Source organism: Cupriavidus sp. 01L46 (assembly GCF_056399905.1).
The window spans coordinates 11,902-25,257 of record NZ_JBFTSF010000026.1 but is presented as its reverse complement, the minus strand read 5'-3'; the positions used below and the strand labels follow the sequence as shown (position 1 = coordinate 25,257).

The window sequence follows — 13,356 nt, the reverse complement described above, 5'->3', positions numbered from 1 at the left end:
AGGGGCAATAGAGGCAGGGTGGGCTGGCATCAGTCCACGACGATGTTCTGGCGCTTGGCGAGCGTCTTCCACCGTTCCACGTCCTGCGCGATGGTGGCGGCGAACTGGGCCGGCGTGACGGGCCTGGCTTCGGCGCCCTCCTTCAGGAAGGCCGCTTTGATCTCAGGCTTGGACAAGATGGTGTTGACGGCGGTGTTGAGCTGGTTGATGATCGCCGGCGGCGTGCCGGCCGGCGCCAGCAGGCCCCACCAGAGCTCGAACTCATAGCCCGGCACCGCGCTGGACATGGGCGTGAGATCCGGCGCGATCGGGCTCGGCTTGAGGCTGGTGATGCCAACAGCGCGCACCTTGCCGGCGCGCACCATCGGCAGCAACGAGGGGCCGCTGGAGATCAGCAGCTGTGTCTGGTCGCCGATCAGGTCGGTGACGGCGGGACCCATGCCGCGATACGGGATATGCGTGATGAACAGGTTCCCGGCCCTGGCCTTGAGCAGCTCGGTGCCGAACTGGTTGACGCTGCCCGGCCCGCTTGAGGCGTAGTTGTACTTGCCCGGCCTGGCGCGGATTGCCGCGATCAGTTCCTGCGGCGTCCTGGCGGGAAACGCATTGTTGACCGCGACGATGAACGGCCCTTGCGCAAACATCGCCACCGGCACGAAGCTCTTGACCGCATCGAACGGCAGCTTGGCCTGCACCGCGGCGTTGGTCGTCATGCTGGACGACACCGCAACCAGCGTGTACCMGTCCGGGGCGGACTTGGCCACGATGCCCGTACCGGTATTGCCGCTGGCGCCGGGCCGGTTGTCGATGACCACGGGTTGCTTGAGCTCCTCGCCGATCTCCTTGGCGACGATGCGCGCGAAGATGTCGTTGGAGCCGCCCGGCGGATAGGGCACGACGATGGTGATGGGCTTGCTCGGATAGCCGCCCTGCGCGAACGCCGCGCCGGATACCAGACAGGCGCTGGCCGTGGCGGCCAGCGCCACGCTACTGAAAATGGATACGGATACGGATACGGATACGGATGGTGTTTTCAAGATGTCTCCTTCTGTTTTTTGTTTGCCCCATGCGGTGCAGCCCGATCCTGGCTGCGGATCCTGGCTGCGGACCCCGGCGGAATCAGGCAGGCAGCAATCCAAGGCGCCTGGCGGTAGCCACGATGGCTTCCGCCCGCTTCACGAACGGCGGGTCGATCATCTTTCCGTCCACCACGTAGGCGCCCACGCCCCTGGCCATCGCATCGCGCGCGGCCTCCAGTACCCGTGCCGCATGCCCGATCTCCTCGTCGCTCGGGCGGAAGGCCTGGTTGGCCAGCGGGACCTGGCTGGGATGGATGCAGCTCTTGCCAAGAAAGCCCATGCGGCGCGACAGCTCGGCCTCGGCGCGGAACCCGGCTTCATCCTTGATGTTGGCAAACACCGTGTCGTAGGCGAACACGCCGGCCTCGCCGGCTGCCATGCGCACCGCGTACATGGCTTGCTGGATCGCCGCGCTTTCGCACCTAGCAATGCCCAGCGGCTCGAACAGGTCGCCCAGGCCAAGCTGCAAGCCAGCCACGCGCGGGTGGGCCGCGGCCAATTCGCCGGCCAGGCGCAGCGCCTTGGGCGTTTCGATGTTGAGCAGCAGGCGGACCGGGCTGCCCACGCCATGCGCAAACCCGTTGGCGCGTTCCGCCTGCTCGATGGCGGCGGCGGCGCGGCGCACGTCGTCGGCGCTCTCGGGCTTGGGCAGGTTGATCAGGTCCAGGCCGGGCTGCACCACGGCGGCCACGTCGGCCGCAAAGTGAGGGGTGTCCAGCGCGTTGACCCGMACGATCAGCGTCTTGCCGCTGGCGCGGGCCTGGCCCGAGCGCAGCAGCTCGCGCAGTGCCTCGCGCGCTTGCGGCTTGCGCTCCTGCGCCACCGCGTCCTCGAGGTCGAACGAGAGCCCGTCCGCGGCGCTGGCCAAGGCCTTGTCGAACAATTCCGGGCGGGAGCCGGGGACGAACAGTTTGCTTCTCATGGCAACGTGAACCAGTGGCTTTGGAGTACGCCAGTGTGGGTCACGCCAGAACAAAGATAAACTATCTATGTCTTTCTTTAATCGATAGAGAATGTATGGAGACAGCCTACCTCAACGCGTTCCTGGTCGTCATGGATACCGGCTCCCTCGCGCAAGCCGCCCGGCGGCTCAACGTGACGCCCGCCGCCATCGCGCAGCAGATCCACGTCCTGGAGCGGGAGCTGGGCACTGCCTTGCTGGGCCGGGCCGGCCGCACCGTGGCGCCGACCGAGTCGGGCGCACGGCTGGCCGAACGCGCCCGCGCCCTGCTGCGGGACTTCAACCAATTGCGGGATTGGGTGAATGAGGCGCAGGCACCGCGCGAACTGCGCCTGGGCACGATCAACACTGCGCTGCACAGCCTGTTGCCGGAAACGCTCGCCGGATTCGCCGCGGAGCATCCGGGTGTCTCCGTGTTTATCCAGTCGGACAAATCGGCGGCGCTGTACGACGCCGTGAAAAACGCGGAGCTGGATGCGGCCGTCTGCCTGCACCCGCCCTTCGCGCTGCCCAAGACCATCGTGTGGGAGCTGCTGCGCGAGGAACCGCTGGTTGTGCTGGCGCCCGCCCGGCTGGCCCGGCGCGATCCGCATGACCTGCTGCGCACCGAGCCGCTGATCCGCTACGACCGCAGCGTGGGCGGCGGCAAGCAGGCCGACCGGTACCTGCGGCGAGCCGGCATCACCGCGCACGAGCGGTTCGAGCTCAGCTCGCTGGTGGCGATCGCCATGATGGTCGACCGGGGCCTGGGTGTGTCTCTCGTGCCCGACATCGCGTCGCCGCTGACGGCAGGCCTGCGCATCGCCAAGTTGACGCTGCCCCAAGCGACCGAGCCGCGCCGGTTCGGCATCTTGTGGCAACGCGCCTCGCCCCGCACGCCGTTGATCCTCTCGTTGTTGCGGCACGCGCGGCAGGCGGCCGCCTGAGCGCTTGCTGGCGCCGATCCCGCGCCGATCCGCCGATGCTCATACGGAATGGGAATGATCCGCGCCGCCCGGAAACACCCGTTCGCCCAGGAAGTCGATGAACACGCGCAGCTTGGGCGACGGGTGCCGGCTGGCCGGCCACAGCACGCGGAAGGTGCCGCTACGGTCCACGTAGTCGTCCAGCACGGTGCGCAACCGGCCGTCGGCCAGCGCCTCGCGGATGGCAAAGTCCGGCAGGCAGGCGATGCCGAGGCCCTGCAACGCRAAGCTCACGCGGGTCTCGATGTTGTTGCAGATCATCGAGGTGGGCAGGTTCAACTCCGGATCAACGGCTGCGCGGCGCAGCGGCCAGGCTTCCAGCTTGCCGCTGTTCGGGAAGCGGTATTGCAGGCAGGCATGCCCGGCCAGGTCCGCGGGCTGCCGGGGCTCCCCGCGCTGCGCGAGATACGCCGGCGATGCCACCAGCAGGATCCGGAACGCGCCAAGGCGCCGCGCCGATAGCCGGGAGTCGCTTGGCTCGCCTGTGCGCACCACGGCATCGAAACCCTCTTCGATCACGTCCACCATGCGGTCGGTGAAATCCAGGTCCAGCTCGATCTCGGGGTACTGCCGCATGAAGTCGCCCAGCACCGGCAGCACCAGCGAACTCACCAGCGGCAGGCTGACGCGCAAGCGCCCGCGCGGCGCTTCGGCTGCGTGCKACAGCTCCTGCTCCGCCGCCTCGATCTCGGCCAGGATGCGGCGGCTGCGCTCCAGGAACTGCGCGCCTTCCGCCGTCAGGGTGATGCTGCGCGTGCTGCGGTGAAACAGCCGCGCGCCGAGCTTTTCTTCCAGTCTGGCCACGCTCTTGCCCACGGCCGACGCAGACACGCCCATCAGGCGGCCGGCGGCCACGAAGCTGCGGGTCTCGGCGACCTGCACAAACACGGTAAAGCCACTCAGGCTGTCCATCGGCTTTCCCCTCATGCCAGGCACCTCGATCCTCGATTACGGACAACCTTGTCCGGATAACCAGGAACTCTAGCCTACTTTTTCCCGAGTCAAATGTTTCTTATCGTTCGCCTGGTCCCCTCAACATTCTTGCGACGAAGGAAAACACGCATGTCCGCCCTCCTGCCCGCCCGCGTCGACGCGGTCATCGAACAAGCCATTGCCGACCACCGCCTGGTCGGCGCCGTAGTGCTGGTTTCCCGCCATGGCGAAGTGATCCACCGCCGCGCCGCCGGCATGGCCGACCGCGAAGCCGCCCTCCCGATGCACGCCGACACGCTGTTCCGCCTGGCGTCGGTGTCCAAACCCATCGTGTCGGCCGCGGCGATGGCGCTGCTGGCGCAAGGCCGGCTGGGACTCGACGAGGCCGTGACCCGCTGGTTGYCGGATTTCACGCCGCGGCTGGCCGACAGCAGCCCCGCCATCATCACCGTGCGGCAACTGATGACCCATACCGCCGGGCTGGGCTACCGCTTCTTCGAAGCCGACGAGCACGGGCCCTATGCCCGCGCAGGCGTGTCGGACGGCATGGACCAGCCGGGCATTACGCTCGCGGAAAACCTGCGYCGCATCGCCAGCGTGCCCTTGCTCTACAAGCCGGGCACCGCCTGGGGCTATTCGCTGGCCACGGACGTGCTTGGCGCCGTGATCGAACGCGTTTGCGACGCGCCGCTGGCCGACGCGGTGCACGCGCTGGTCACGGGTCCGCTGGGCATGGTCGACACCGGCTTTGCCGCGGCCGATGCCGGGCGCCTGGCCACCGCCTACATCAACGACACGCCGGTGCCGCGCCGCATGCGCGCGCGCGATGTGGTCCCTGTCGTTGACGGCACGGCTGGCATCCACTACGCGCCGGCGCGCGCATTGGATACCAGTGCCTTCCCCTCCGGCGGCGCCGGCATGGTTGGCAGCGCCGGCGATTTCCTTCGCTTGCTGGAAACCCTGCGCCAGGGCGGCGAGCCATTGATGCCCGCTGCCTGGGTCGATGAAATGGGCCGCAACCAGACCGGCGCATGGGGCCCGCCCGATGCGCCGGGCACCGGCTTCGGCCTGGGCTTCTCGGTGCTGTACGATCCGGCTGCGGCCGGCTCGCCGGAGTCGGCCGGCACCTGGCGCTGGGGCGGCGCCTACGGGCACTCCTGGTTCGTCGACCGCGCCCGGGGCCTGAGCGTGGCCGCGTTCACCAACACCCTGTACGAAGGCATGTCCGGCCGCTTCGTGATGGACCTGCGCGACGCCGTCTATGGGCAAGAGGCGGTGGCGCAATGAGCCATGTGGCACCCATGAAGGGCATCGATGCTGGCCGCTCCCTGTTCTTTATCGCGCTCGGCCTGTTTGGCCTTTACGCCATCGAGTTCGGCGTGGTCGGCATCCTGCCCGCCATCGTCGCGCGCTACGGGGTCACGGTGGCCCGGGCAGGCTGGCTGGTCGGCCTGTTCGCGCTGGTGGTGGCCGTGTGCGGGCCATTCATGGTGCTGTGGCTGTCGCGCTATGCCCGGCGCAAGGTGCTGGCGGGCTCGCTGTTCGTGTTCGCCGCTTGCAGCGTGCTGTCGGCGTGGGCGCCGAGCTTTGCCGGGCTGATGGCGCTGCGCATCGTCCCCGCGCTGCTGCACCCGGTGTTCTTCTCGCTGGCATTCGCGGCGGCCGTGTCGCTGTACCCGAAGGAGCGAGCCACGCACGCCACGGCGATGGCCTTCGTGGGCACCAGCATGGGCCTGGTGCTGGGCGTGCCGCTCACCGCGTGGATTGCGGCGCGCTTTTCCTATGAAGCCTCCTTCCTGTTCTGCGCCGCCGTCAACGCGGCGGCGGGAATCGGCCTGCAGGCCATGCTGCCGGATGCGGCGCAGCGGCCCGCACCCGCGCAGGCCGCATCCGCCAGCCGGCCCTCGGCCATCCTGCGCAAACCGACGCTGTGGCTCAACCTGATCGCAACCGTGTTCGTCTTCGCCACGATGTTCTCGGTCTACAGCTATGCGGCCGAGTACCTCGCGCGCGAGGCCGGCATGGGTGGCGAGGCTATCAGCGCGCTGCTGGTGGTGTTCGGTATCGGCGGCGTGGCGGGCAACCTGATCGCCGGCCGGTTGCTGGGCAAGAACCTGGCGCGGACCGCGCTGCTGCACCCGGCGGTTCTGGGTGGTGCCTACCTTGTGCTCTACGCCTGCGGCAATGCCTCGTTTGTCCCGATGATCGCGGTCTGCCTGCTATGGGGCGCCGCGCATACCAGCGGCCTGATCGTCAGCCAGATGTGGCTGGCATCCGCTGCGCCGGAAGCCCCGGAGTTCGCGACCAGCCTCTATATCTCGGCCGCCAACCTGGGCGTGGTGTCCGGCTCGGCGGTGGGCGGCTGGTGCATCACCGCAGCGGGCATGACGGGCGCGTTGTGGGGCGGCTGGCTGTTCGCCGCTTTGGCAACGCTGTGCATGGCGCTGAAGCTGCTGCTGTTCGACCGCAAGCCGGGCCGCGCCAGCGTCATGGCGGCTAAAACCTAAAACCAAAAATGCAAGAAGCAGCAGCAGGTATGCCTTGATCGCGATCGCCTTGGCCGGGTCGATGCGTAAAGGCGCCGACCATGGGCACCGCCAGGAACGCCAGGTGCCGCTACCCAGCCACTCCCCAACCACGACTCAACCACGACTCAACCACTACTCAGCCGATTCGCCCACCCGCAGCATGTTCCACGTCAGGCCAAGCTGGGCATCGGTCTTCAGCGAGAGCAACTGGCGGGAGAGCCGGGCCAGATGTGCCTGTTCCGCCAGGTTCTTGCCGACCACGCCTTTTTCCTCGGCGGCGTTGGCAAGCACGCCCTCCAGGTCGCCGTAGCGCTGCAGGAGCTTGGCCGCGGTCTTGGCCCCGACCTTCTCGACACCGGGGATATCGTCCGTGCTATCCCCCAGCAGCGCGAGATAGTCGGCAAGCTGGTGGCTGCCCACGCCGAACTTATCCATGACGTAGCGTTCATCGAACCAGGACGGCTCCCCGTTCTTCGCGGTGGCAAAGTGGTTGCGCACAATGGCGCCGTCGGCAATCAGCTGCAGCACGTCCTTGTCCGTGCTCACCGGGATCACCTGCCCCTCCTTGCTCGCGGTCCAGCGATAAAAGGCCGTGGCGATGATGTCGTCGGCCTCGTAGCCGTCGATCATGACGGTCTGCAGCCCGAGCACTTCCGTCAGCGTCAGCCGGAAGTCAGGCAGGACCTCCGCCAGTTCCGGGTCCATGGGCTTGCGGTGCTGGCGGTACTGGGGATAGAGCGCGTGCCGCCAGGTCTTGCCGCCCGTATCAAACGCCGCCAGCGCGTGCGTGGGCTTGCAGTCGGTCAAGGCCCGGCGGAACGAGGCCAGCGCCGAAAGCACGGCACCCTCAACCTTGGTCGGGATGTCTTCGGCCGGGTTGGCTTCATAGACCCGGCGCAGGATGTTCAGGCCGTCGATCAGCAGTAGTGTGTGCTTCATTGTTCTTGCGATTCTTGCGATGCGTGCAGTCAGACCCTCTATTCTGACGTGCGACGCCCGTCGCGCAACCTTTTCGGGCGGGGGAATCAGCAAGAATGCGGGGTTGCGCCGGCGGTCCACCTCGTCTAGTCTGAGCAGACTCAACCTACGCCCGGAAATGAACAACAATCACGACACTCGCCAGGCAGTAATCGACGCCCTGCAAAAGACGGGCACCCCGATGGATGCATATCAGGTCGCAAAGGCCACGGGCGTCAGCCCGATCCAGGCAGCGCGGACACTCACGAAGCTCGCCGCGAAAGGCGTCGTGCAGACCGATGCCCAGCTTGGCGCCGAGGCCGACTTGTCCGCGCAGTTCCGCCTGGCTCCGGCGCCGAAGGATGCCGCCGGAGGGTAAGAGCGGGGGTGGTTGCTGCCAGGCCGGCGCCAGGATTTGGTGCATGTGCACCGCCGATCTCACGGGCAATCGTGTCCGTTGATGCTGCGCGTGCGGCGAATACGTGGCTTGACGACGGGATCGGCCACCGCTCGGATGCCCGACAAAGCGCGAATGCCGCGCTCATTCTTGCAGCATCTGCATTGATTCTGGCAATCCGCCGAGACCATTTCTGAAAATAATCCCAATCAGGACTATCCATGACGCACCAACCCGCGTATATTTCGGCCCGCGGGGTGGAGCAGTTGGCAGCTCGTCGGGCTCATAACCCGAAGGTCGCAGGTTCAAGTCCTGCCCCCGCAACCAGATTCTGAAAGCCCGTACGGTTCACGCCGCACGGGCTTTTTTGCGTTGGCACGGCGCTGGAGGCGCGGTGGCATGCCGAGGGGCAAATGGGTCCGGCGGGATGTCGGGCCGCGCCCTGCACTTTCCGGCGCCTATTCAGGCTTGATACTCCCGTCCTTGATGACCTGCGCCCATTGCGCTGTTTCGCTATCGACGAAACGCCTGAACTCTGCCGGGGTGGAGCCGGCCGGCTCAGCGCCGATGGCAAGCAAGCGTTGCCTCACCGCTGGCGACTGGAGGATTTGCCGCACCAGGCCGCTAAGCCGGTCCACGATCGCCGGCGGCGTGCCGGCGGGTGCGAAGAGCCCGTTCCATTCGTAGACCTGGTAGCCCGCCAGCCCGGACTCCGCCACGGTGGGCGTATCTGGCAGCGCGGGAGCGCGCTTGGTCCCCGTGGTGGCAAGCACCTTCAGCTTCTGGCCTTTGACGAGCGGGTACGAGGCCGCCATGTTGCTGAACATCAGGTCCACCTGGCCGCCCATCAGGTCGCTCAGCGCCGGCGCGCCACCCTTGTAAGGCACGTGGAGCAGGTTCAGCCCGGACTGCTGGCTGAACAAGGCCGCCGCGAGATGCTGGGCGGTTCCCGGGCCGGCGGACGCATAGCTCAGCTTGCCGGGTTTTGCCTTGGCGGCGGCAATCAGGTCCTGGGGCTTGTTGAACGGCGAATTCGGCGGCACCACGAGAAGATTCGGCACCAGCACGACGAGCGAAACGGGGACGAAGTCCTTGTTGGTGTCATACGGCAGCCGGGGCTGCAGGCTGGGGTTGACCGAGTGGGCGGTAGCGTCGAGCAGCAGCGTGTAGCCGTCGGCCGCCGCCTTCGCTACCGCGCCTGCGCCAATGACGCCGCTGGCACCCGGACGATTGTCGACCACCACCGTCTGCCCAAGCTTCGCGCCAAGCGGAGCGGCCAGGATCCGCGCCACGGTGTCCGCCGCACCGCCGGCCGGGTAAGGCACCACCAGGCGAATGGGATGGTCCGGATAGCCAGCGGCGTTGGCATTGGCGGTGACCGTAGTCCCGAACAGCGGCAGGACCACTATCAGCCCCTTGGCGACAAACTTCTTGTGCATGTGTTCGACTCCGTCGATTTGCAATGCGTTGAATTCAGTAACGCGGCCGGCTAGACCGTGGCAATCGGCGTCGCCGGCGAGCCAACCGCGCCGGGCAGGCGCAGCGGCGGCGCGGTCAGCAGGAAGCGGCTGCGGCCGTGCGCGCGCAGCCAGCGCGCCAGCGGCGTCAGGTACCACAGCTCGCCGAGATGAATGCCGTTCTTGAACAGGCAATGCGCGTGCAGCGGCAGGCGCGGGCCGCGGATCGGCGACGGCGTCAGCGGCTTCGGCACCACCAGCTCGACCGCCGGGTTGTCCGCCAGCAGGCAAGCCAGCCTGGTGTCGACAATCCAGTTCAGCAGCTTGCTGTCGTAGCCATCGAGGCCGCTGCCACTGTMATGCAGGCGCTTGACGTCCGGGTTGCCGTTCATCGCCAGCAGCATGTCGGCAAAGCCGGTGTGGATACAGACCATGTCGCCGGCCTCCACMTGGATGCTGTCGGCATCGAGGATGCGCATCAGCTCGTCGTACCCGACGGCATGGCGCTTGCGGCCAATATGGTGTTCGAGGTCCAGCATCACGCCACGGCCTTGCGCCCCATGCTCCGCCAGCACGGCGATGCTGAGCGCTTGCGCCACCGGATCCTGGTAGCGCGCCCAGGGCTCGGCGCTGCTGACTTCATGGCCAGGCCGGATGTGCTCTCCCGCCTTGAAGCCGTTGTAGAAAACCGCCTCCGGCACACCGTCGCCATCGGCATCGAAGTGGCTGCCAACGTGCGCCAGGCTGTCCCACTGCGTGGAGTACTGCAGGCTCATGAGCACCACATCGTCGTTGACCACATCGGTGATGCTCGGGTCCTCGGATGCGTACGACCAGCAGAATCCCTGCTGCCCGGCGCTCTTGCCGTCCCGCAGGACCGAGAAGCGGCGCGGCGGCTGCCGGCGCGGATTCATCGCCGAGCCGCCCGGCAGGTCCAGCGGCAAGGACAGGCAGAACGTCCTCCCCTCCTTCACTTCGGCGATGCCTTGCAGCACCTTGGCCTCGTCCACCAGGTTCATCCGGCCGCGTTGGTCGTCATCTCCGAACTCGCCCCAGTGGCTGCCCTCCGGGCTATGCTTCCAGCGTCGCGTCATGCCTTGTCTCCCGCCGCAATCTTGCTTGGGCCAATCGGCAGCCCCGCCACATCCATGTCGATGCGCAGGATGTCACCCGCCGTGGAGTCCGTCACGAACAGCGTCTTGCCGGCCGCGCCGCCAAAGGCGAGATTGGTCAGGGAATGCCCGGCGGGGCCACGCAGCACCTGCAGCGGCTCGGCGCGGTGGTTCAGCACCCAGACGTAGCCCAGCCCCGGGTTCGCCACCAGCAGCCGGCCGCAGGCATCCATGGCCAGCCCGTCCGGGCCGCTCGGGCCGTATGACGTAAAGAACTGGCCCGCCTTGGAGACGCCGCCATCGGCGAGGATCGGCATGCGCCATACGCAATTGCCACGGGTCACCGCCACGAACAGGACTTTCTCGTCGGGGGACAGCACGATGCCGTTGGGGCTGGGCACATTGGACAGCAGCAGCTCCAGACGGCCAGCGGCACTCAGGCGATAGACGCGGCCGGTAGGATCGTGCAGCCCGGTCTGCCCCTGGTCCGTGAAGTAGATGTTCCCTTGCGTATCGATGGTGAGGTCGTTGACGCCCTTGAAGCTCTCGGTATTGCGGCGGCMCAGGTATGGCGCCACGTGTCCGCTGCGCGTGTCGAGCAGCATCAGCCCGTTGCGGTAGTCCGTCACCAGCAGTTCCGTCGGGCTGAGAAACTTCATGCCATTGGGCTCGCCGTCCCATTGCGCCACCAGTTCCCAGTCGCCCTTCGGATCAATACGAAAGACGCGGCCGTAGGGGATGTCGGTGACGTAGAGATTGCCGGCGCCGTCAAACACCGGCCCCTCCAGGAAGGCGTCGATCTCGCGCCCACCCTGATTGGCGTCGGCCCAGACCGTGCGCCTGGGCTGGCGGTATCGCATCGGCATGCGGGTGAAAGTATCCAGCTCACGGACTTCCGGGGGATTCAGCAAGAACATGGCAATGGCGCAGCGCGCGATGAGGTTGACTCGAAATCAATCGGCCTTGAGCCCAAGCTCCTGGGCGATCTGGCTATAAGTGGCGACTTCACGGCGGATCTGCCGGGCAAACTCTTCGCCGCATAGTGCCTCGGGCTCCAGCCCGAGCGCGCGCAGCTTCCCCGTGGTGCCGGGCGCGGCCAGGTAGGCCTGCACCTCGCGCTCGAGCATGCGCACGTGCGCGTCCGGCATGCTTGCCGGCGCGAGGACGCCGTACCACGCGTCGGCGGCATAGCCCTTCACGCCGGCCTGCTCGAAGGTGGGCACGTCCGGCAACTGCGCGGAGCGTGCCGGACTGGCGATCGCCAATGCGGTCAGCCTGCCCGCCTTGATCTGCGGCAAGACGGAGCCGAGCGACGCGAACGAAGCATCCACCTGCCCCGCCATCAGGTCATTGACCACCTGCGCCGCCCCTTTGTATGGGACGGCGGTCATGCGTATCCCTGCCTCGCGCGCGAACAGCTCGCTGGCGAAGTGCACCGAGCTGCCGACGCCAGGTGTGCCATAGGTGACTGACAACGGCTTTGCCTTGGCCTTCTGCAGGAACTCGCCCAACGTCCTGACCTGCAACGAAGGCCCGACCACCAGCACCGTGGGGGCAACAGCGACCACGCAGACCGGCTTGAACGACCTGATCGCGTCGAAGTTGACGCGGGTGCTGTAAAGCGCCGGGATCATGGTGTGGTTGGTGGCTGCCATCAGCAACGTGTGGCCGTCCGTGGCGTTGGCTACGGCTTGCGCCGCGATGATGGTATTGGCACCGGGCTTGTTGTCCACCACCATCGGCTGCCCCAGCCCTTTGCCCGCTTGCGCGGCGAAACCGCGCGCCACCACATCGGTCGGGCCTCCGGCGGAAAAGCCGACCACCAGCCGCAGCGGCCTGGCCGGCCACGCCTGCGCTTGCGCGCTCACCCCGGATGGCAATGCCAGAGCGCCCACGGCCAGCAGCAGGCTGCATGCCGGGATGYGGCGTCGAATGGAAATGTGCTGTAGCGTCATGTCATTGCTTTTCAAACGCAGTGTTGGCCGCTATCTTGCCCCAGAATGCCGTGCGCTCGGCGAGCTGCCTGGAGAACGCCGGCGCATCCCAGTAGCCCGGATTCGCGCCAATGCCTTCGGCGAAGGTCTTCATGTCCTGAGAGGCCATGGCAGCCGCCACTTCTTTTTGAAGGCGCTCCAGCACCTTCGGCGGCGTGCCCTTGGGTGCCCACAGGCCGGTGAAGTTGACGACACCATAGCCCTTGACACCCGCCTCGGCAAAGGTCGGCACATTGGGCAGCGCAGCAAGGCGCTTGTCGCCGCTCACCGCCAGCAGGCGCAGGCTGCCGCCTTTGACCTGCCCGATGACGCCGGGCGTGGAAGCAATCTGATAGTCCACCGTGCCGCCGAGCAGCGCCAGCGTGGCCTCGCCCGCCCCCTTGAACGGCACGTGCATGAAGTGCGCGCCAGTGGCCACGCCCAGGGCTTCGCTGGCAAAGTGCGGCGTGGTGCCGGCGCCGCCCGATCCATAGCTCACCTTGCCATCGCCGGCGCGGGCCGCGGCGATCAGGTCGCTCATCGTCTTGAACTTGCCGTCTGCCTTGACCGCCACGGCCATCGGCGCGAACACGAAGGCGGCCACCGGCTGCAAGTCGTTGGCGTAGTCGAACGGCAACTTCTTGAAAATATGCGGCAACAAGGAATACGTAGTGTCGTTGGCGAGCAGCGTGTAGCCGTCGGCCGGGGCGCGCGCCACTTGCGTGGTGCCGATGGTGCCGGTGGCGCCAGCCTTGTTTTCAACGACGAAGCTCTGGCCGGTTTGCTMGGTGAGGCGCTGGGCCATCTTGCGGGTGACTGCGTCGACGGCGCCGCCCGGGGGGTAAGGGACGACGATCCTGACGGGCTTTTCAGGCCAGGTCTGCGCGTGCGCCGACATGGCGATGAAGGCGATCGCTGCCAGCGCGCAGCGGCACGGAACCGATGCACGGGTTGATCTGGTGTTCATGGTTGTCTCCTGCTGTTTGTTTCCTGG

The 13,356-nt window shown here is 67.1% G+C and carries 13 protein-coding genes and 1 tRNA gene; 5 read left to right on the top strand and 9 right to left on the bottom strand.

Annotated features, from left to right (window positions below):
* Window positions 1-29: 29 nt before the first annotated feature.
* Both AC1DS3_RS07235 and AC1DS3_RS07230 read right to left on the bottom strand, forming a co-directional pair.
* Window positions 30-986 (bottom strand): tripartite tricarboxylate transporter substrate binding protein, encoded by a 957-nt coding sequence (locus tag AC1DS3_RS07235; protein ID WP_477126919.1) that lies wholly within the window; start codon window positions 984-986, stop codon window positions 30-32.
* A 133-nt stretch (window positions 987-1,119) separates the two neighbouring features.
* Window positions 1,120-2,001: an HpcH/HpaI aldolase/citrate lyase family protein gene (locus tag AC1DS3_RS07230; protein ID WP_441640987.1), complete on the bottom strand. Its 882-nt coding sequence runs from the start codon at window positions 1,999-2,001 to the stop codon at window positions 1,120-1,122.
* Window positions 2,002-2,096: 95 nt separating this feature from the next.
* Here AC1DS3_RS07230 and AC1DS3_RS07225 point away from each other — a divergent pair, with 95 nt between their 5' ends.
* Complete coding sequence (locus AC1DS3_RS07225) at window positions 2,097-2,966, top strand: LysR family transcriptional regulator (RefSeq protein ID WP_441640988.1); 870 nt, start codon at window positions 2,097-2,099, stop codon at window positions 2,964-2,966.
* A gap of 39 nt (window positions 2,967-3,005) precedes the next feature.
* On the opposite strand, the gene AC1DS3_RS07220 is transcribed toward AC1DS3_RS07225, so the two are convergent.
* Window positions 3,006-3,917, bottom strand: a complete 912-nt coding sequence (locus AC1DS3_RS07220) for a LysR family transcriptional regulator (RefSeq protein ID WP_477126914.1) — start codon at window positions 3,915-3,917, stop codon at window positions 3,006-3,008.
* A gap of 150 nt (window positions 3,918-4,067) precedes the next feature.
* Between AC1DS3_RS07220 and AC1DS3_RS07215 the strand changes: the two genes are divergently transcribed.
* Window positions 4,068-5,225: a serine hydrolase domain-containing protein gene (locus AC1DS3_RS07215; RefSeq protein ID WP_477126913.1), complete on the top strand. Its 1,158-nt coding sequence runs from the start codon at window positions 4,068-4,070 to the stop codon at window positions 5,223-5,225.
* Window positions 5,222-6,445, top strand: coding sequence for an MFS transporter (locus AC1DS3_RS07210; RefSeq protein ID WP_441640991.1), 1,224 nt, complete (start codon window positions 5,222-5,224; stop codon window positions 6,443-6,445). Before AC1DS3_RS07215 ends, AC1DS3_RS07210 begins: the two co-directional genes overlap by 4 nt.
* Before the next feature lie 153 nt (window positions 6,446-6,598).
* Here AC1DS3_RS07210 and AC1DS3_RS07205 read toward each other — a convergent pair whose 3' ends face one another.
* On the bottom strand, window positions 6,599-7,405 hold the full coding sequence (locus AC1DS3_RS07205; RefSeq protein WP_441640992.1) for a 5'-3' exonuclease: 807 nt from the start codon (window positions 7,403-7,405) through the stop codon (window positions 6,599-6,601).
* Between the two features lie 157 nt (window positions 7,406-7,562).
* Between AC1DS3_RS07205 and AC1DS3_RS07200 the strand changes: the two genes are divergently transcribed.
* Window positions 7,563-7,802 carry a hypothetical protein gene (locus AC1DS3_RS07200; protein ID WP_150986120.1) on the top strand — a complete coding sequence of 80 codons (240 nt, stop codon included), beginning with the start codon at window positions 7,563-7,565 and terminating at the stop codon, window positions 7,800-7,802.
* Window positions 7,803-8,071: 269 nt separating this feature from the next.
* Window positions 8,072-8,147 (top strand) — tRNA-Met (locus AC1DS3_RS07195).
* 131 nt (window positions 8,148-8,278) lie between these two features.
* On the opposite strand, the gene AC1DS3_RS07190 is transcribed toward AC1DS3_RS07195, so the two are convergent.
* The 5 genes from AC1DS3_RS07190 to AC1DS3_RS07170 are packed head-to-tail and all read right to left on the bottom strand — an operon-like array spanning window position 8,279 to window position 13,329.
* Window positions 8,279-9,259, bottom strand: coding sequence for a tripartite tricarboxylate transporter substrate binding protein (locus AC1DS3_RS07190; protein ID WP_441640993.1), 981 nt, complete (start codon window positions 9,257-9,259; stop codon window positions 8,279-8,281).
* Window positions 9,260-9,309: 50 nt separating this feature from the next.
* Window positions 9,310-10,371 carry a cyclase family protein gene (locus tag AC1DS3_RS07185; protein WP_477126912.1) on the bottom strand — a complete coding sequence of 354 codons (1,062 nt, stop codon included), beginning with the start codon at window positions 10,369-10,371 and terminating at the stop codon, window positions 9,310-9,312.
* Window positions 10,368-11,306 carry an SMP-30/gluconolactonase/LRE family protein gene (locus tag AC1DS3_RS07180; protein WP_477126911.1) on the bottom strand — a complete coding sequence of 313 codons (939 nt, stop codon included), beginning with the start codon at window positions 11,304-11,306 and terminating at the stop codon, window positions 10,368-10,370. The genes AC1DS3_RS07185 and AC1DS3_RS07180 overlap by 4 nt, the downstream gene beginning before the upstream one ends.
* 36 nt (window positions 11,307-11,342) lie before the next feature.
* Entirely contained in the window at window positions 11,343-12,344 is a 1,002-nt protein-coding gene (locus tag AC1DS3_RS07175; protein ID WP_477126910.1) for a Bug family tripartite tricarboxylate transporter substrate binding protein, read from the bottom strand.
* A 1-nt stretch (window position 12,345) separates the two neighbouring features.
* The gene (locus AC1DS3_RS07170) at window positions 12,346-13,329 is read right to left on the bottom strand and encodes a Bug family tripartite tricarboxylate transporter substrate binding protein (protein WP_477126909.1); all 984 of its coding nucleotides are present in this window, start codon (window positions 13,327-13,329) and stop codon (window positions 12,346-12,348) included.
* Window positions 13,330-13,356: the final 27 nt, after the last annotated feature.

Excerpts from the sequence above, each read along its gene's own strand:
- AC1DS3_RS07210 (WP_441640991.1), top strand. The coding sequence starts at position 5,222 with ATGAGCCATGTGGCACCCATGAAGGGCATCGATGCTGGCCGCTCCCTG.
- AC1DS3_RS07200 (WP_150986120.1), top strand. The coding sequence starts at position 7,563 with ATGAACAACAATCACGACACTCGCCAGGCAGTAATCGACGCCCTGCAA.
- AC1DS3_RS07190 (WP_441640993.1), bottom strand. The coding sequence starts at position 9,259 with ATGCACAAGAAGTTTGTCGCCAAGGGGCTGATAGTGGTCCTGCCGCTG.
- AC1DS3_RS07225 (WP_441640988.1), top strand. The coding sequence starts at position 2,097 with ATGGAGACAGCCTACCTCAACGCGTTCCTGGTCGTCATGGATACCGGC.
- AC1DS3_RS07205 (WP_441640992.1), bottom strand. The coding sequence starts at position 7,405 with ATGAAGCACACACTACTGCTGATCGACGGCCTGAACATCCTGCGCCGG.